Genomic DNA, 17,457 nt, shown 5'->3' on the forward strand with positions numbered 1-17,457 from the left:
CCCACGCCGGCAGGCATCCGGGTTTACCCGGAACCCCATCCTCCGGCAGCGCTTTGATGACTATCATCTTCAGGATGAGGGATGCGTTCAGGGGGGAATCCGGCGCATCGGCACAAAGCCACTCCGGACAGCAACGTGTTCCCGTCATTGCGCAACAGCCTTCGACTGCAGTTGGTGCTGCTGATCGGCTTGCTGGCCGTGATCAGTGCCGTCGCCTACGTGCTGCTGATGACCCGCCTGGTGCAGGCCCAGGTTGAAAAAGACCAGTTCAAGTTGCAGCGCACGCTGGCCACCCGCATGGCGTCGCACCTGAACCAGGACATGACGGCCCGCACCCAGGAACTGCGTTTCCTGGCCACCCTGGACCGCCTTCACGACCCGTCGCGATCGCCTCAGGACAAACAGGCGCTCCTGCTGAACAAGCAGGCCACACACCCGGTGCACGCGTGGATCGGCATCACCGATACCGAGGGGCGCATCGTCGCCAGCACCGAGCCCCGCATCAACGGAACCGACGTGTCCCAACGCGCCTGGTTCGTTGGCGGTCGCCAGGGTGTGTACCAAGAAGACATTCACGACGCGGTGTTGCTGGGCAAGCTGCTGCCCCGCCCCGAACGGGACGAGATGCCGCTGCGCCTGCTGGACATCGCCCTGCCCTTGCAGGATCGGGACGGCCGCTTCGTGGGCGTGCTGGCCACCCACCTCAGCCTGGACTGGACCTACCAGTTGCGCGACCAGCTCATGGACCAGCTCGACGATCCGAACCAGGAAATGCTGCTGACCAACCGCCACGGCGAGGTCATTGTCGGCAGCCCCACCCTGCCGGTGAAGTCGGCCCCCAGCCTGCTGCCGCTGTCGGTGCTGCAGCGCGCGGCCGCGGGACAGGTGGCCACGGCGGTCGAGGTCTGGCCCGACGGCCGGCGCTACCTCACGGCGGCGGCGCCCACCCTCGGGACGCCCTCAGGCCCGGGGCTGGGCTGGATCGTGCTGGTCCGGCAGGACGAGGTCAGCGCGTTTGCCGACGCCCGGTCCCTGGGCTGGACGGCGCTGGTCGGGGGCCTGCTGTCCGCGCTGGCGCTGGCGGCCGTCCTGTGGTGGGCCGTCGGCCGGCGGCTGCGCCCAATGGAGGCGCTGAGCCAGGCGGCCGCCCGCATCAACCTCCAGCATCCCCAGGTGACCCTGCCCGCCGTCGAAGGCCATGACGAGGTGGCGGTGTTCGCTCGCTCAATGACCGAGTTGGTCACCGCCCTGAGCGAAAGCCGCCAGCGTTTCCAGTCGCTGTTCGACCAGGCCCCGGTCGCCATGGCCTTTGTCGCCCCCGACGGCGCGGTGCAGTTCCTCAACGCACGCTTCACGCAGTTGCTGGGTTACGAGGTGCGCCACCTTCCGCACATCGACGCGTGGTTTCTGCGCGCCTTCCCCGAAGGCCCCACCCGCGAGGCAGCGCGCACGCGCTGGCGCCAGTTGCAGCCCCGCATGGTCTCGGCGACGCCGCAATCCCCGTCCGCCATGGAATACGAACTGCGCTGCTTTGACGGCAGCACCCGCATCGTCGAGGCCAGCGCCATCACCCTGCCCGACGGGATGCTCGTTTCGCTGCACGACCTGACGGACCGGCGCCAGGCCGAAGCCGGCCTGCGTCTGTGGGCCGAGGCTTTCGAACACAGCGAGGTCGGCCTGCTCATTTCCGACGTGAAGACCAACACGATCGTGGTGGCCAACCCCGCTTTTGCGCAGCAGCGCGGCTACGACACCGCAGCCCTCACCGGCCTGCCGATCCGCAGCCTGTATCCCGAAAGCGCCTGGCCCCGGCTGGAGACGGCGCTGGCCACCGTGCACAGCCAGGACCACCTGGTGTTCGAGATCGAACACATGACGCGGGACGGCCGCATCTTCCCGGTGCTGATCGACGTGACCGTGCTGCGCGATGCCCAGGGCCAGCCAGTCCGCCGCGTGGCCTACGTGCAGGACCTGACCGACCGCGAACGTGCTGCCCAGGAGATCCGCCGCCTGAATGCCGAGCTGGAACAGCGGGTGATCGAACGCACGGCCGAACTCAGCGCCGCCAACCGCGAACTCGACAGCTTTGCCTACACGGTCAGCCACGATCTGCGTGCACCGCTGCGCACTGTCAACGGGTTCGTGCAGATCCTGCTGGAGGACTTTGCCGATCGGCTGGGTCCGCAAGGGTGCGAACACCTGCAACGCATCCAGCTCGGCAGCGAACGCATGGGCAGCCTCATCGAAGGCCTGCTGGCGCTCTCGCGCCACACCAACAAACCGCTGGCGCGCGAAAGCGTCAACCTGTCGGCCATCGCCACGCGGCGGCTTGCCGAACTGGCCCAGGCCGAACCGTCGCGCCAGGTGATCGCCGACGTCACCCCCGATCTGGTGGCCGATTGCGACGCCGCTCTGGCCGAGGCCCTGCTGGTGAACCTGCTGGACAACGCCTGGAAATACAGCGCCCGCACCCCGCAGGCGACGATCGGCTTTGGCCTGGCCGAGGTGCTGGGCCTGCAAGGCTTTTGCGTCAGCGACAACGGCGCGGGCTTCGACATGGCCAAGGCGGAACACCTGTTCGAGCCCTTCCAGCGCCTGCACACCGCCAGCGAGTTCCAGGGCACCGGCGTGGGCCTGGCCACCGTGCGCCGCATCGTCGACCGGCACGGTGGCCGCATCACGGCCGAAGCGGCGCCGGGCCAGGGCGCGCGCTTCTGCTTCACGCTGCGCCCCGAGGCCTGACGGCTCCGGGGCGCAACAGCCCGGTCATGGCTTGCGGGTGCCCACCACCTCGATTTCGACACGGCGATTCTGGGCGCGGCCTTCGCGGGTCTGGTTGGACGCCACAGGCTGCGTTTCGCCCCGGCCTTCGGTCTTGATGCGGTCGGCCGGCACACCCTTGCTCACCAGGTAGGCCTTCACCGCCTCCACACGCCGGACCGACAGCGCCTGGTTGTAGGTCTCGGTGCCGATGGCATCGGTGTGCCCCACGGCGATGACGGTTTCAACGTCCACCTTCGCCATGTCGGCCACCAGCGTGTCCAGCGCCGTCTTGCCCGCCGGCTTGAGCACGGCCTTGTCGAAGTCGAACAGCGTCTCGGCCTGCAGGCTCAGGGCCATCACGGGCGCCGGAGCGGGCGGCGGCGGCTCGGGAGCCGGCGTGACCACCGGGGCCGGGGCCGGCGCCTGGGCCACCGGGGCGGGCGGCGGAGGCGGCTGCAAGGCCCCGTCGCAGTCCGGGTGGGCGGTGGCCGGTGTCCAGGCGCTGTTGCGCCAGCACAGCTCGTTGGTCCCGTTGCGCCAGACCTGGCCATCGGTGCTTTGCCAGTTGTCAACCGTCTGGGCGCCGGCAGCGGTGGCCAGCGAGACGGCGGCAGCCAGCAAGGCGATGCGATGGAAAGGGTGCTTGTTGTTCATGGGTGTTCCTTTTCTCTGTGCCCGTGCAGGGCGTGGTTGAAGGACTCTGGCGGGTCGGTCCTCTTCCCGGCCGAGTGAAACCCAGTCTAGGTTTTGCGCAGCGCAGGCATCATCGGCAGCCGCCGCGTGCGCTTGTAGGACAACACGCCATTGCCGCACGCACGGCGGGCAGCCGGCGCCTCAGCCCAGGGCCTGCGCCACCTGCGCATACAGCGGAATGCCCAGCAACAGGTTGAGCGGAAAGGTCAGCCCCAGCGAGAGGCCGAAATACAGCGACGGGCTGGCTTCGGGGATGGCGTAACGCACCACCGCCGGCACCGCGATGTAAGACGCACTGGCCGCCAGCGTCATCAAGAGCGCGGTGTCGCCCACCGACAACCCCGCAGCGCGCGCCAGCGCCCAGGCCAGCGAGGCGTGCAGCAGCGGCGCCAGCACGCCGTAGGCCAGCAGCACCGGTGAGCGCCCGCGCAGCCCCGGCAGGTTGCGCGCGGCCATCAGGCCCATGTCGAGCAGGAAGAAGGCCAGCATGCCCTTGAACAGGTCGCCCGAGAACGGTTGCATGGCCGTGTGCCCCGCCTCGCCGGTCATCAGGCCGACCAGCATGGCGCCGATCAGCAGCAGTTGCGAACCATCGGTGAAAGACTCGTGCAACAGCTTGCGCCAGTCCGTGGCCCCCGCCCCGGGCGGGCCCGCCAGCGCCGCTGCGCCGCCAGACACCACCACCCCGGGTGCCGGCTGGGCCTGCTGGCGCAGGCGGTTGGCCAGCAACACCGCCAGCACGATGGCGGGCGACTCCATCAGCGCCATGGCCGCCGCCATGTGTCCACCGTACGGCACGCCGATCTTGTCGAGGTGGCCGGTGGCGGTGATGAAGGTCACCGCGCTGACCGACCCGTAGGTGGCCGCCAGCGCGGCCGCGTCAAAGCCCGACACCCAGCGCCGCAGGATCGTGAACCCCAGCAAGGGCACCAGCACCGCCAGCGTAACCGCGATGCCCAGCCCCGCCGCCACCTGGGCGTTGAGACCCGATGCCGCCAGCGCAAAGCCGCCCTTGAGCCCCAGCGCCATGAGCAGGTACATCGAGAGGAAGCGCGAAATGGCGGGCGGGATTTCGAGGTTGGAGCGCAGCAAGCCGGCCAGCACACCGACGACAAAAAACAGGATGGCGGGATCGATCAGGTTCTGCAGATTCACGGGGCTTTCCTTGGTTGGCTGCGGATTCTGGTGGTTCAAATGCATTTCGTAAAATCGATTTTTGTGCGACACAACATAGATAAAAATCTATGAATATCACCTTCCGCCAAATGCGCCTGTTCCTGGCGCTGGCCGACACCGGCAGCGTCAGCGCCGCCGCGCGGGCCCTGCACGTGACGCAACCGACCGCGTCCATGCAACTGCGCGAAATCACCGAATCGGTGGGCCTGCCGCTGTACGAGGTGATCGGCCGCAAGGTCTTCCTGACCGAGGCCGGCCGGGAACTGGCGCAGACCGCACGCGCCGTCGCCGGCGAGTGGGACCGCTTCGGCCAGCGGGTCAGCGCCATGAAGGGCCTGACCAGCGGGCGCCTGAGCGTGGCCGTGGTCAGCACCGCCAAGTACTTCGTGCCGCGCCTGCTGGGCGGTTTCTGCGGGCGCTACCCGAACATCGACATCGCGCTCGAAGTGCTCAACCGCGACGGCGTGGTGCAACGCCTGCGCGAGAACCGCGACGACCTCTACGTCATGTCGCAGCCCCCTGCCGACATGGACCTGGAAGACCAGGTCTTCCTCGACAACCCGCTGCACCTGATCGCGCCCGCCCACCACACGCTGGCGCAACGCCAGCGTGTGACGCTCAAGGCGCTGGCGGGCGAACGCTTCATCCTGCGCGAACGCGGTTCAGGCACCCGGCTCGCGACCGATCGGCACTTCGCCGGGGCCGGCTTCACGCCCGCGCTCACGCTCGAACTGGGCAGCAACGAGGCGCTCAAGGAAGCCGTGGCCGGCCACCTGGGTGTGGGCATCGTCTCGCGCCACGCGCTCAAGACCGAAGAAATCGGGCGCGACCTGGTGCTGCTGCCGGTCAGCGGCTTTCCCATCCGTTCGCAATGGCACCTGGTGTATCCGCAGGCCAAACAGCTCTCGCCGATTGCCCAGGTGTTTCGCGAACACCTGCTGCGCAGCGCGGCGCAATGGGCTTTGGGGGTGGGAACGGCGCCATCGGGGTGACCGGCTTGCGCAAACTAGGACGGTTGTCCTAAACTTCACCCATGCCACCGATCAGCACCCGAGACCGCATCGTGGAAACCGCCGACCGGCTTTTCTACGAAGCCGGCTACGAACACACCTCGTTCGGCAGCATTGCCGAGGCCGTTGGCCTCTCGCGCGGCAACTTCTACCACCACTTCAAGGCCAAGGACGACATCCTCACCGCCGTGGTGGAACGCCGCACCGAACAGACCCGCGCCATGCTCGCCGCCTGGGCGGCCGCCACGCCCGCCCCACGCGCCCGGCTGGCGCAGTTTGCGCAGATGATGCAGCGCAACAGCGCCGCCATCCGCCAGCACGGCTGCCCCGTCGGCACCCTGTGCACCGAACTGGCCAAGCTCGAACACCCGGCGCAGGCGCACGCCAACGGCCTGTTCCGGCTCTTCAGGGACTGGCTGGCCGAGCAGTTCGCCGCGCTCGGTTTTGCACCGCCCGACGCCGAGCGCCACGCCATGCACCTGCTGGCCCGCAGCCAGGGCATCGCCACCCTGGCCCAGGCCTTCGACGACCACACCTTCATCGACACCGAAGTCGCCGCGCTGCAGCAATGGCTGCGCGGCCTGCGCCCACCCCGCACCACCCCCTGACCGGCCAACGACCATGCACCTCATCGTTCTGCGCTTCACCGACCGCCGCCCCGACGCCCCGCACTGGATGGCGGCCCACAACGCCTGGCTCGACGCCGGCTTTGCCGACGGCACGTTCCTCGCGGCCGGCAGCCTGCACGACGGCACCGGCGGCTGTGTGCTGGCCGCCGGCGTGGCGGCCGACGCCATCGCCGCCCGCGTGGCGCAAGACCCCTTCGTCGCGCACGGCATCGTCACGGCCGACATCACCGGCTTCCAACCCCACCGGACCCAGCCCGGGCTCGCCGCCCCCACCCCATCACCCCAGCCATGAACACAGACGACGCGCTTCCCCGCTGCCGCTGGTGCAACGCGGCCCCCGAATTCCCCGCCTACCACGACACCGAATGGGGTTTCCCGGTGGCGGACGACCGGCGCCTGTTCGAGAAGGTCTGCCTCGAAGCCTTCCAGTCGGGCCTGTCGTGGCGCACCATCCTGAGCAAGCGCGAGCACTTCCGCCGCGCCTTCGAAGGCTTCGACTTTCACCGCGTCGCCACCTTCGGGCCCAAAGACGTCGAGCGCCTGCTGCAAGACGAAGGCATCGTGCGCCACCGCGGCAAGATCGAAGCCGCCATTCGCAACGCCGCCGCCGCGCAGAAAGTCGTGGACGAATTCGGCTCGCTGGCCGCCTACTTCTGGCGCTTCGAACCCGACCCGGACACCCTGCCCGCGCCACAGACCGCGTCCACCCACGCGCTATCGGTCGCCCTGGCCAAAGACCTCAAGAAACGCGGCTGGGTCTTCGTCGGCCCCACCACCGCCTACGCCTTCATGCAGGCCATGGGCCTGGTCAACGACCACGAACTGGGCTGCCACGCGCGGGCGAAGGTGGCAGCGGCGCGGCGCGCGTTCAAGGTGCCGGTGTAGCGCGCACGCGTTCGACAGTCTTGTGCTCTGAATGACTGATTCGCAGCGGGTGCTGTCGGTCAGCCACCGTCTGCTCAGCGTCAGTTCTCGGGAGTACAGCGGGCGTCGGATCGGGGCTATCGCTCCAAGCGAACTCGCAAGCGGCGTGCTCGTTCACGGAAGGCCTTTTCTCCCCCTTCCAGGATGTCGCAGACTACCTTGCGGATCTCGGCATCTTCCAGACCTCCAGATGTGTACGTGAACGATGGAAGGCCGCCTCCTGTCGGCGGGCTCGCGCTCGCCACGATGATCTGATCCGCATCGGTGTTTATCACTAAGTTGGCGTTGTGAGTCACCATGATCACCTGGCGCTTGGATTTGGCTGCGATGAATAGCGACACCAGTTCGTCAAAGACAGACTTTGGGTCAAGATTCTCCTCGGGCTGATCAATGATTAGCGGCCGATCGTCGGCGTCGTCCAGTGCCAAGTAGAGGAGTAGCAGCACAATGCCGCGCGTGCCGGGCGACAGCTTACGAATGTCGATGCCGTCATACAGAATTTCGTACCGAACCGAGATGTGGTCTGTACTGAAAAGCCAATGGGCGAAGTTTCTGGACCATTGCCGGAAAGCATCCTGTTCGGCTGGTGCGAACGGTGCGTGAGCCCTCAATGCCTTGTAGTGGGCGGCGATAAACCCACTCATCGCCACCTGCACCTCAGCAGCAGTACCCGTTTCCCAGGCCGACAGGAGCTCGGTGCGCGCAGTCTTCTCCAATGAGCCTCTACCGTAAAAGTCGCCAGCCTTACGGCAGTCAATCAGATCGCGCTCACCGATACTGGACCATCGAGCTACGTCGGCAATGCGCGACACCTTGAAGCTCAGTTTTTTCAGTGTCCCTTGCATAGTGGCAAGCCGTTGCATGAGCGGCGCATACAACTCCGTCAGGGCGTTTTGCTCTTTGACCACAGCATCGAAAAGACGGCGGTATGCAGCCTCGCGCTCCTGCTGCAAGACCTTGCGTCGTTCCGCCGCCCCCTTTGCATCCTCAAGTCGTGTCTTCAGAGCCTGAAGGGCTGCTTTCTCGGTAGAGATCTTCTTGGACAGCGTCGTGTACTGGTTTCGCACCACTGTATCGGCGCTGATGCGCGTTTCAAGGCGGGCCATCTCCGCCTTGAGCACGGCCAACTGAATCGTCTTCAAGTCAGCGTCCACCTGTATCAGTGGGACGACTGGGTCGCCTTCAGGCGGTGCAACGCCGTTGAGCTTCGCGATCTCCTTATCAGCCCAGGCTACATAGTTGATAAGCGCAATATCGACGTTCCCCTTGTAGACCAGCAAGAAGTCATCCCATTGCTTCTGGTCAAGGCCGCTGCTCGGATGACGCGCCATGGCCTGGCGCAGCATTTCAGGTGCTTTCGATGTCCGCGTGCTCTGAACCTCATCCTGCATGGCAATAAATGTCCTGCGCTGATTTGCAAGGGCATTGACCCGCGTGCTCAGGGCTTGCGCGGCTTCGGTGAGATCGGTGTGCCGCTGGACTTGCGCTTCCGCGCCCTTTACAACGAGCTTGGAGAGATCAAACGCATACCCGGCCAGCAGTTTTTCCTTTGCTGCTACCTGCGTCGCGAGGCTGCTGAGAATGGCTTCCTTCTCCAGCTCCTCAGCGATGCGGTCGGACGTCGCAGCGATCGCTTCGGCCTCTTGGCGACGTGCGTGATGAAAGCGCGATGTGCGCTGATCCCGCAACTCCTCGAAGCTGTAGGCGCCATCCTGCCCTTGTGCCGCATGAGCCTCGAAGATCACACGTTCAATTTCCCGCACGAGTCCTTCGGAAGCTCCCTTGGAGGAGCAGAGTTCTTCGACGAACTGTTGCGACAGATACCGGGCGCGAGGGAAGGAAAAAACGTCGTCAGCATCGCGGCCGTCGAGGTGACAGCCGGACTCCTCTCCACCGCCCCAGCCGAGCTTGACCGTGGCTTCTCCGATGAGCGGACGAGCACGAACCAGGAAGGAGGGGCTGATGTCGCCGTCGGCTGTCCACGCAGCCTCTGGTATGGCGTCGCAGCCCGCGGCGATCACGTCAGCTAGGGCAGTTTTTCCCGATCCTCTCGCACCGATGATGGCAACCAACCCTGTATTGAGAGGTACAGAAGTGGTTGCTGCCCAGGAAGCGTTAAAAATTTGTACCTCCGAGATCACCTGAGATGGAGTTGCTCCGCTCGGCGGTTCGCGCCCCACATACGCGCGTCCATCCGGATCAATGCAAGCCTGTTTTAGGCTGTCGAATGTCAACGCTCCCTTTATCCAGCAAAACCGGTCATCTTCTGGCTGCCCGATGGACGCGAGGTCGTGAGCGTCACTGCCGTGCATGCATGGTTTGCAACCGCCATACCTGTCGTGTAGTTGATCCAGGGGCACGGCGCGATTGCCCAGCCAGAACTCGCGTTGCGCTGGACTGCTGGCAAAAATGATGTGTGCGAACTTCTCAAGCTCCTGCCGGATCGTCTTGTCAGCAGCCTGGCGGACGCCAGATGTACCGTCGCCTTCACCTCCGGCGATGGCGATCAAAATGTTGGCTTTGGCCCAAGCGCTGTCCTTGAACGCTGTGCGCAGTGAACCAAAGTTGACTTTGAACTGGGTTGCCCCTTCTTCCAAGGCCCGGTGATCATCCTTGATGGAGATGTCCGACTTTTTGCCCAGACGAATCAGGTCTGCCTTTGTGCAGTCAAAACGATCATCGAAGGCGCTGAAATGGAGCCTGGAAAGGAAGCGCTGGATCTCCTCGACGTGAGCTGGGTCGGTGGGGTTGACCAACAGGTGCAAGTTGACGAAGCCCTTCTTGGCTGCGATATCAAGGCGCAGCTCGATGTTGGGCATCAGGAACTTGACGTTGGGCAAGCGGCCGGCATGCTTCCGGCGAACGGCCTCTTCGTAGGTGTCCGTCGTGTAGTAGTCCGTCACCGCCAGGGCCTCGACCACCGGCGAGCAGCCTTCCAGCGCGGATAGATAGGCGTCCCAGGGATCGCCCCCTCCGAACTGGTTATTCAGTACTGTGCCGGGGCCGTGAATGTGCGGTTCCCAGCGATGCCACTCTGATCCTCGGGTGATCATCCTGCCCTCCCTGAGCTTTGATCGTACGGTTTGAGACTCGATTTTGGATGATTAACCGCCGATGAGGATCGTGGGCGTCAATTCCTGGCAGAAAACATACTGAACGGCGATTAGCCGCTAGCGCGCCATTTGCTGCTGTAGCCGGCTCTGATGGGGCCTCTTGCCAATGTCTCTGCCCAGCCTGCAACGACCTTGCACCGCGAGAAAGCCCTTGCGTCGTTTGCGACGCTCTACACCGTCGGCACCGTACCCCCGTCGATCAGGTGCTCCGAACCCGAGATGGCGCCCGCGCGCGGCGACACCAGGAAGGTGATCAGATTGGCCACCTCTTCCGGCCTGGCCGGGCGTCCGAGCGGGATGCCACCGAGCGACTGCATGATGATCCGCTGGCCGCCCTCGTAGTCCGTTCCGGCCTGGCGGGCCAGCCGCTCTGCCAGCGCCACCGAGGCCTCCGTCTCGATCCAGCCGGGCGCGACGCTCAGCACGCGGACGCCCTTGGGGGTCACCTCTTTCGACAACGCCTTGCTGTAGGTGGACAGGGCCGCCTTGGCCGCGGCGTAGGCGGTCGTCGATTCGGGCAGCGGCAGCAGGCGCTGGATCGAGCTGACGTGAACAATGACGCCGGCACCCTGGGCCAGCATGGCGGGCAGCAGCGCGCGGTCGAGTCGCACGGCAGGCATCAGGTTCTGGTTCAGCTCGTTGAACCAGTGCGCATCGTCCAGGGCCGCGAAGCCGCCGCCCGGCGCGCTGGAGCCACCCAGCACATTGACCAGGATGTCCGCGCCGCCCCATTGGCTGAGCACCGACTGCGCCACGTTCGCCACCCCTTGTGCCGTGGTGAGATCGGCCGCGATGTAGGTCACGCCGTCGATGGCGTCCGCGGGCAGCGAACGCGCCGTGGTCATCACCTGCACGCCCGCCGCATGCAGTGCGCGCACCACGGCGGCGCCCACACCCTTGGTGCCTCCCGAGACCAATGCGCGCTTTCCTTGAAGTTGAAGATCAAAGCTCATGCCGTTATCTCCAGCGAGGCGATCAGGCCGCGCTCCAGGCGAAAGCGGTACCGCAGGTTCACCGGGCTGCCGGGGAAGTTGCCGGTCACCCGGCTGCGGACGATGTGGTGCCCGCTGTCCTGCTCAAGCGCGAACGGCTCGGTCGTGTAGGCGAACCGGGCCGATGCGGCCGCCTTCCACGCCCGGATGGCGGCCTGGCCAGCGTGGGTCTGCCCTTCGTCTTTCACGGTGGCTTGCGCTGTGAAGCAGTGGGCCAGTGCGTCGGGATTCTGCCGGTCGGCCGCGAAGTAGGCGGCAATGGGTTCGGGAAGATGCAGATCGGTCATGGTGAAGGCTCCTGTGGGCTGAAGGCCTCAGGATGCGACCGCTGGAGAAATTAGTGAATCCTCTAGAATCTGAAGTCGTTATTTAGCAATGAATACACAATGCGCGGCTCCGACTACGCCGAACTGAAAGCTTTTGCTGCGGTGGTCGAGCGCAGCAGCTTTGCGCGTGCCGCCGAGCATCTCGGTGTGTCGCCGTCCGCACTGAGCCAGACCATCCGCCAGCTCGAAGCGCGGCTGGGTGCGCGGCTGCTGAACCGCACCACCCGCAGCGTGGCACCGACCGCCGCCGGCGAACAGCTGCACGCCCGCATCGCACCGCTGTTCAGGGCGATGGCCGATGCCATAGCCGAGGTCAGCGCGGCGGCGGGGCAGATGAGCGGAACGCTGCGCATCAACACCCTGGGCATGGCGGCCCGGCAGATCATTGCGCCCCGGCTGGGTCGCTTCCATCGTGCGTTCCCGGACGTGACGCTGGACATCGTGGTCGACGACGGGCTGAGCGACATCGTCGCGGGCCGCTTCGACGCGGGCATCCGGGTGGGTGGGCGGCTGGAGAAAGACATGATCGCCGTGCGCCTCACGCCGGACGTGAAGATGGTGGCGGTGGCGTCGCCGGACTATCTGGCGCGGCGCGGTCTGCCGCAATCACCCGCCGACCTGCACCACCACGATTGCATCAACTGGCGGCTGCAGACCGACGGCCGGGCCTACCAGTGGGCGTTCGAGAAAAGGGGGCGGCGGATCGAGGTGGCGGTGTCCGGGCCACTGGTCACCAACCACTCGGACATTGGCGTCGCCGCGGCCTTGCAGGGCTTGGGCATTGCCTATGCATTTGACCGCGAGCGCGTCGATGAATACCTCGCCCAGGGGCAGCTCGTGCAGGTGCTCGCCGACTGGTCGATCACACGGCCAGGGTTGTTTGTCTACTACCCGAACCGGCACCACCAGCCGGCGATCCTGGGTGCATTCATCGATTGCCTGCTGGACCGGAACCTGGCCAGGTCCGGTCCATAACCCCTTTGCACACCAGCCCCGGCTCGGCACTCAGGGTCGCGGCGCAGCGTACTGCGCGCACTCGTCGGCTCAGTAAGCGCGGCGCTCGCCGCCAAAGCGGCTGCCACCGGAGCGCGCTTCCGGCGGGCGGGCAACGTTCACGGTGACGGCGCGGCCTTGCACCTGCATGCCGTTCAGGCCGTCGATGGCGGCCTGCGCTTCGGCGTCGCTGCCCATTTCGACGAAGCCGAAGCCCTTGGAGCGGCCGGTGTCGCGGTCCATGACGAGCTTGGCGGAACGCACGCTGCCGTATTCGGAGAAGTTGTGGGTCAGCGCGGTTTCGTCAACGGTGTAGGGCAGGTTGCCGACGTAGAGACGGTTGTTCATGGTGTAGATCTTTCGAAGTGAATGGCCGGATCGGGCCAGGGTTTGGAAAAAGAAAAAAACGAATCAGGCCACGCCGTGCTGCAGCGCAAGGGCTCGGCCCTCGCGGGCGGCGTAGCGCAAGGCAGCGTGGTGAGAGGCAAAACGCGGCACGAGGCGAAAGACGCGGTCGTGCGTGGCCATACCGCGCCCGCTGCGCAGCGAGATGCTGGCGCTGTAGTCACCGGCGTCGGTGAGGCGGCTCAGGGGTGAGACAAGGTACTTGCCCACGGGGAAAGGGGTTTCAGGTTTGAAGCTCATGAAAATCTGCGCAACCTTCCTGGCGGGCGCGCAACAAAAAATGGCACCGGGAACGCCACGACGGCGACGGGTGCGCCTGTGGTCACCACAGGCCAGGAAGGGGCCCGAACAGAAGGGGGCCGAGAGTGAAGCTTGCCGAGAGGGGAGTTTGATCACCAGCGGGGGCCGTGAGAGAAGGCCTGCTGGTTGGCTGGGCGGTGTTGAGGCAAACCGCGAACCGTGTCGAACAACGGAGGCTGCGATGGCGAGCAAGTCGCAGCGAACCCACGCAGTGTAACCGGCTTTGGGATGACGCGCTACACTCTGCCCTGCTCCGGGGTGCACGTATGGCGTGCTGAGATGGCGGACTTGACCGCCGGAACCGCGAACTTGATCTGGTTAGTACCAGCGTAAGAAGAGCTGCAGCGCCGAGGCGCGCACATCCGTCCACCCTTTCGGGGCGGTCCTGCGCATCTGCATTCCACGGCGTCGATGGCGGGGCATTCATCCACTTCAATTGGAGACTGCCCCATGAACGCCCCCGACAAGCTGCAGCAACTGCTCTCGCTCACCCGCGAACCCTTCCCCCAGTCCCAGAAAATCTACGTGCCTGGCGCGTTGCCCGGCGTGCAGGTGCCCATGCGCGCCATCGCGCTGACCAACGGCGAAACCGTCACGGTCTACGACACCTCCGGCCCCTACACCGACCCGGCCGCCGACATCAACATCCGCAAAGGCCTCAAGCCGGTGCGCAGCGAATGGGTGGCCGCGCGCGGCGACACCGAAAGCTACGAAGGCCGCAGCCGCGTGGCGCTGGACGACGGCGGCAAACACGGCGAGGTGGCGGACGCCCGCATCGAAACGCTGCGCGCCGAGGCCGCCGGCCTGCAGCGCCAACCGCTGCGCGCCAGGTCAGGCGCTAACGTCACGCAGATGCACTACGCCCGCCAAGGCATCGTCACGCCCGAGATGGAATACATCGCCATCCGCGAAAACGGCAAGCGCGAGTGGATGCGCGAGTACCTGGGCGATGCGGAGCGCGAGACGCGGCTCAAAGGCAACCCCATGGGCGCGCGCATCCCGGACGTGATCACGCCCGAGTTCGTGCGCGACGAGGTGGCACGCGGCCGCGCCGTGATCCCGGCCAACATCAACCACCCCGAGATCGAGCCGATGATCATCGGCCGCAACTTCCTGGTGAAGATCAACGCCAACATCGGCAACTCGGCCGTCACCTCCAGCATCGAGGAGGAGGTGGAAAAACTGGTGTGGTCGATCCGCTGGGGCGGCGACACGGTGATGGACCTGTCCACCGGCAAGAACATCCACACCACACGCGACTGGATCGTGCGCAACTCGCCCGTGCCCATCGGCACGGTGCCGATCTACCAGGCGCTGGAAAAGGTGGGCGGCGTGGCCGAGGACCTCACCTGGGCCATCTTCCGCGACACGCTGATCGAGCAGGCCGAACAAGGCGTGGACTACTTCACCATCCACGCCGGCGTGCGCCTGCCGTTCATCCACCTCACGACGAAGCGCCGCACCGGCATCGTCTCGCGCGGCGGCTCCATCCTCGCCAAGTGGTGCATCACCCACCACAAGGAGAACTTCCTCTACACGCACTTCGAAGAGATCTGCGAGATCATGAAGGCCTACGACGTGACCTTCTCGCTCGGCGACGGTCTGCGCCCCGGCAGCGGCGCCGATGCGAACGACGAAGCGCAGTTCGCCGAACTCAAGACGCTGGGCGAACTCACCCAGATCGCCTGGAAGCACGACGTGCAGACCATGATCGAAGGCCCTGGCCACGTGCCCATGCACATGATCCAGGCCAACATGGACGAGCAGATCAAGCACTGCCACGAAGCGCCGTTCTACACGCTGGGCCCACTGACCATCGACATCGCGCCGGGCTACGACCACATCGCCTCGGCCATCGGCGCGGCCATGATCGGCTGGATGGGCACGGCCATGCTTTGCTACGTGACACCCAAGGAACACCTGGGCCTGCCCGACCGCGACGACGTCAAGCAAGGGATCATCGCCTACAAGATCGCAGCCCACGCCGCCGACGTGGCCAAGGGCCACCCGGGCCAGCGCGCGCGCGACGACGCCATGAGCAAGGCGCGTTTCGAATTCCGCTGGCGCGACCAGTTCGCCCTCGGGCTCGATCCGCAAACCGCCGAGGCCTACCACGACGAAACGCTGCCCAAGGACAGCAGCAAGGAGGCGCATTTCTGCTCCATGTGCGGGCCCAAGTTCTGCTCCATGAAGATCACGCAGGACGTGCGCGACTACGCCGCCGCCAAGGGTTTGAGCGAAGAGCAGGCGCTGGCCGATGGGATGGCGCAGAAGAGTGCGGAGTTCAAGTCGGTCGGGGGCACGTTCTACGTGCCCGTCGACACCTTGGCGAAAAAGGCCTGAGCCATGGCCGCGCGAATGAAGATCGGCATTGCCGGGGCGGGCGTGCTCGGGCGCCTGCTGGCCTGGCAGCTCGGCCGGGCCGGGCACGCAGTCACCGTGTTCGATCCGGCCACCGGCCCGCAGGCCCCGACCACCGGGCAGATTGGCGCTGCCATGGCGCCGCATGCCGCCGGTTTCACCGCCGCCGGCATGCTCAGCCCGCTGGCCGAGCTGGACAACGCCGGGCCCGACATCGCGCGCCTGGGCTGGCGCTCGCTCGCGCTGTGGGCCGGGGTGGCGCACGCGCTGCACCAGCAGGGCTGCACCGACACCCTGTTCGCGCAGCACGGCAGCCTGATGCTCGCGCACGGCCCCGACCTGGGCGCCGCACGCCGGGTGCTCGCCCGGCTGGAGGCCGCGCCCGCGCTGGCCAGCGAACTGCCGGCACCGCAGCCCCTCGAACGCGCCGAACTGGCCGCGCTGGAGCCGGCCGTCACGCCCGGCCTGCACGCCTGGCTGCTGCCGCAGGAGGCCCAGGTCATGGGCCGCGACATGCTGCAAGCGCTGGCGCTGCACGCCCCGGGTGTGTGGTGGTGCTGGGACGAGCGGGTGGCACAGGTGGAGCCCGGGCGCATCGTGCTGGCCGATGGTGAGCCCGCGCACGTCGATCTGGCCATCGACGTGCGGGGGGTGAACGTGGCCCCCTCCACGGAGCGCCCACAGCAACCCGGCGAAGCCGGTTCCGCGCGCGCCCTTGAAGAGGACATGGCCGTGCGTGGCGTGCGCGGCGAAGTGCTCTGGCTGCACGCACCGGGCGTGCGGCTGCAGCGCCCGGTGCGCCTGCTGCACCCGCGCCACCGCGTCTACATCGTGCCGCGCCCGGGCGACCTGTTCGTGGTCGGTGCCAGCGAGATCGAAAGCGAAGACCGTTCGCCCGTGAGCCTGCGCAGCGCGGTCGAACTCATGGCCGCGGCGCACAGCGTGCTGCCCGGCCTGGCCGAAGCCCGCATCGTGCACATGGAAGCCAACCTGCGCCCGGCCCTGCCCGACAACGAACCGCGCATCGACCACACGCCCGGCCGGCTGCGCATCAACGGCCTGTTCCGCCATGGCTGGCTGCTGGCGCCGGCCCTGGTGGAAGACGCGCTGAAGCCACTGGGGCTCGCGCCCGTCCACCCATGCTGAACTTCAACGACCAGACCCTGCCCTGCCCCGAGGGGCTGACGCTGTCCCAGTTGCTGGCGTCCCAGGACGTGGATGCCGGTACAGTCGCCACCGCCGTCAACGGCGCCTTCGTGCCGCGCTCGCAGCGCGACACCACGCTGCTGCGGCCCGGCGACACGGTGCTGACCTTCCAGGCCATCGTCGGCGGCTGATTCCCAACCCTTTCCCAGGAGACCCCATGTTCCGCACCCTGCTCAAGTCCAAAATCCACCGCGTCGCCGTGACGCAATGCGAGCTGCATTACGAAGGCTCCTGCGCCATCGACGAAGACCTTCTCGACGCCGCCAACATCGCCGAGAACGAGCAGGTCCACATCTGGAACATCAACAACGGCGAGCGCTTCATCACCTACGCCATCAAGGGCGAGCGGGGCAGCGGCATGATTTCCGTCAACGGTTCGGCCGCACGCCGCGCCTCGGTGGGTGACCTGATCATCATCGCGGCCTTCGCCCAGGTGCACGAAGACCAGGTCGCCGCGCACAAGCCGCAGTTGGTGTTCGTCGACGCGCACAACCGCGCCAACGGCTCGCGGGACCACGTGCCCGTGCAGCCCGCCTGACCCCACATCCCCTCCCCTGCCCCCCATC

At 66.4% G+C, this 17,457-nt stretch carries 17 protein-coding genes and 1 riboswitch; of the genes, 10 read left to right on the top strand and 7 right to left on the bottom strand.

Features of this window, described 5'->3' with window-relative positions:
* Positions 1–135 precede the first annotated feature (135 nt).
* The gene (locus L0977_RS25535; RefSeq protein WP_234263813.1) at positions 136–2,742 is read left to right on the top strand and encodes a sensor histidine kinase; all 2,607 of its coding nucleotides are present in this window, start codon (positions 136–138) and stop codon (positions 2,740–2,742) included.
* Between the two features lie 24 nt (positions 2,743–2,766).
* On the opposite strand, the gene ompA is transcribed toward L0977_RS25535, so the two are convergent.
* Together ompA and L0977_RS05480 are read right to left on the bottom strand one after the other, a co-directional pair.
* A complete protein-coding gene (gene ompA / locus L0977_RS05475) occupies positions 2,767–3,417 on the bottom strand; it encodes an outer membrane protein OmpA (RefSeq protein WP_234263814.1) in 651 nt (216 codons plus the stop codon).
* Positions 3,418–3,597: 180 nt separating this feature from the next.
* Entirely contained in the window at positions 3,598–4,605 is a 1,008-nt protein-coding gene (locus tag L0977_RS05480) for a sodium-dependent bicarbonate transport family permease (RefSeq protein ID WP_234263896.1), read from the bottom strand.
* Between the two features lie 95 nt (positions 4,606–4,700).
* Here L0977_RS05480 and L0977_RS05485 point away from each other — a divergent pair, with 95 nt between their 5' ends.
* Genes L0977_RS05485 through L0977_RS05500 form a run of 4 tightly spaced genes read left to right on the top strand, consistent with a single transcriptional unit; the run spans position 4,701 to position 7,156 of the window.
* The gene (locus L0977_RS05485; RefSeq protein WP_234263815.1) at positions 4,701–5,624 is read left to right on the top strand and encodes a LysR family transcriptional regulator; all 924 of its coding nucleotides are present in this window, start codon (positions 4,701–4,703) and stop codon (positions 5,622–5,624) included.
* A 41-nt stretch (positions 5,625–5,665) separates the two neighbouring features.
* Complete coding sequence (locus L0977_RS05490) at positions 5,666–6,250, top strand: TetR/AcrR family transcriptional regulator (RefSeq protein ID WP_234263816.1); 585 nt, start codon at positions 5,666–5,668, stop codon at positions 6,248–6,250.
* A gap of 13 nt (positions 6,251–6,263) precedes the next feature.
* Positions 6,264–6,563: a YciI family protein gene (locus L0977_RS05495; RefSeq protein WP_234263817.1), complete on the top strand. Its 300-nt coding sequence runs from the start codon at positions 6,264–6,266 to the stop codon at positions 6,561–6,563.
* Entirely contained in the window at positions 6,560–7,156 is a 597-nt protein-coding gene (locus L0977_RS05500; RefSeq protein ID WP_234263818.1) for a DNA-3-methyladenine glycosylase I, read from the top strand. Before L0977_RS05495 ends, L0977_RS05500 begins: the two co-directional genes overlap by 4 nt.
* Before the next feature lie 116 nt (positions 7,157–7,272).
* Here the strand turns inward: L0977_RS05500 and L0977_RS05505 are convergent, their stop codons facing one another.
* From L0977_RS05505 to L0977_RS05515, 3 genes are all read right to left on the bottom strand, one after another.
* Positions 7,273–10,248, bottom strand: coding sequence for a TrlF family AAA-like ATPase (locus L0977_RS05505; protein WP_234263819.1), 2,976 nt, complete (start codon positions 10,246–10,248; stop codon positions 7,273–7,275).
* Between the two features lie 230 nt (positions 10,249–10,478).
* The gene (locus L0977_RS05510; RefSeq protein WP_234263820.1) at positions 10,479–11,261 is read right to left on the bottom strand and encodes an SDR family oxidoreductase; all 783 of its coding nucleotides are present in this window, start codon (positions 11,259–11,261) and stop codon (positions 10,479–10,481) included.
* On the bottom strand, positions 11,258–11,587 hold the full coding sequence (locus L0977_RS05515; protein ID WP_234263821.1) for a nuclear transport factor 2 family protein: 330 nt from the start codon (positions 11,585–11,587) through the stop codon (positions 11,258–11,260). The genes L0977_RS05510 and L0977_RS05515 overlap by 4 nt, the downstream gene beginning before the upstream one ends.
* A gap of 99 nt (positions 11,588–11,686) precedes the next feature.
* Between L0977_RS05515 and L0977_RS05520 the strand changes: the two genes are divergently transcribed.
* Positions 11,687–12,601, top strand: coding sequence for a LysR family transcriptional regulator (locus L0977_RS05520; protein ID WP_234263822.1), 915 nt, complete (start codon positions 11,687–11,689; stop codon positions 12,599–12,601).
* Positions 12,602–12,670: 69 nt separating this feature from the next.
* Here the strand turns inward: L0977_RS05520 and L0977_RS05525 are convergent, their stop codons facing one another.
* Together L0977_RS05525 and L0977_RS05530 are read right to left on the bottom strand one after the other, a co-directional pair.
* Positions 12,671–12,967 (bottom strand): RNA recognition motif domain-containing protein, encoded by a 297-nt coding sequence (locus L0977_RS05525; RefSeq protein WP_326491050.1) that lies wholly within the window; start codon positions 12,965–12,967, stop codon positions 12,671–12,673.
* Positions 12,968–13,030: 63 nt separating this feature from the next.
* Positions 13,031–13,264 carry a hypothetical protein gene (locus L0977_RS05530; protein ID WP_234263823.1) on the bottom strand — a complete coding sequence of 78 codons (234 nt, stop codon included), beginning with the start codon at positions 13,262–13,264 and terminating at the stop codon, positions 13,031–13,033.
* Between the two features lie 304 nt (positions 13,265–13,568).
* A riboswitch (TPP riboswitch) is annotated at positions 13,569–13,677 on the top strand.
* Positions 13,678–13,774: 97 nt separating this feature from the next.
* On the opposite strand from L0977_RS05530, the gene thiC reads away from it, so the two are divergent.
* The 4 genes from thiC to panD are packed head-to-tail and all read left to right on the top strand — an operon-like array spanning position 13,775 to position 17,429.
* Entirely contained in the window at positions 13,775–15,667 is a 1,893-nt protein-coding gene (gene thiC / locus L0977_RS05535; protein WP_234263824.1) for a phosphomethylpyrimidine synthase ThiC, read from the top strand.
* A 3-nt stretch (positions 15,668–15,670) separates the two neighbouring features.
* On the top strand, positions 15,671–16,831 hold the full coding sequence (locus L0977_RS05540) for an FAD-dependent oxidoreductase (protein ID WP_234263826.1): 1,161 nt from the start codon (positions 15,671–15,673) through the stop codon (positions 16,829–16,831).
* Positions 16,825–17,022, top strand: coding sequence for a sulfur carrier protein ThiS (gene thiS / locus L0977_RS05545; RefSeq protein ID WP_234263827.1), 198 nt, complete (start codon positions 16,825–16,827; stop codon positions 17,020–17,022). Before L0977_RS05540 ends, thiS begins: the two co-directional genes overlap by 7 nt.
* 26 nt (positions 17,023–17,048) lie before the next feature.
* Positions 17,049–17,429: an aspartate 1-decarboxylase gene (panD, locus tag L0977_RS05550; RefSeq protein ID WP_234263828.1), complete on the top strand. Its 381-nt coding sequence runs from the start codon at positions 17,049–17,051 to the stop codon at positions 17,427–17,429.
* Positions 17,430–17,457: the final 28 nt, after the last annotated feature.

Origin of the sequence: Hydrogenophaga sp. NFH-34 (genome assembly GCF_021401345.1) — a bacterium.
GTDB classification, from domain to species: domain Bacteria; phylum Pseudomonadota; class Gammaproteobacteria; order Burkholderiales; family Burkholderiaceae_C; genus Hydrogenophaga; species Hydrogenophaga electricum.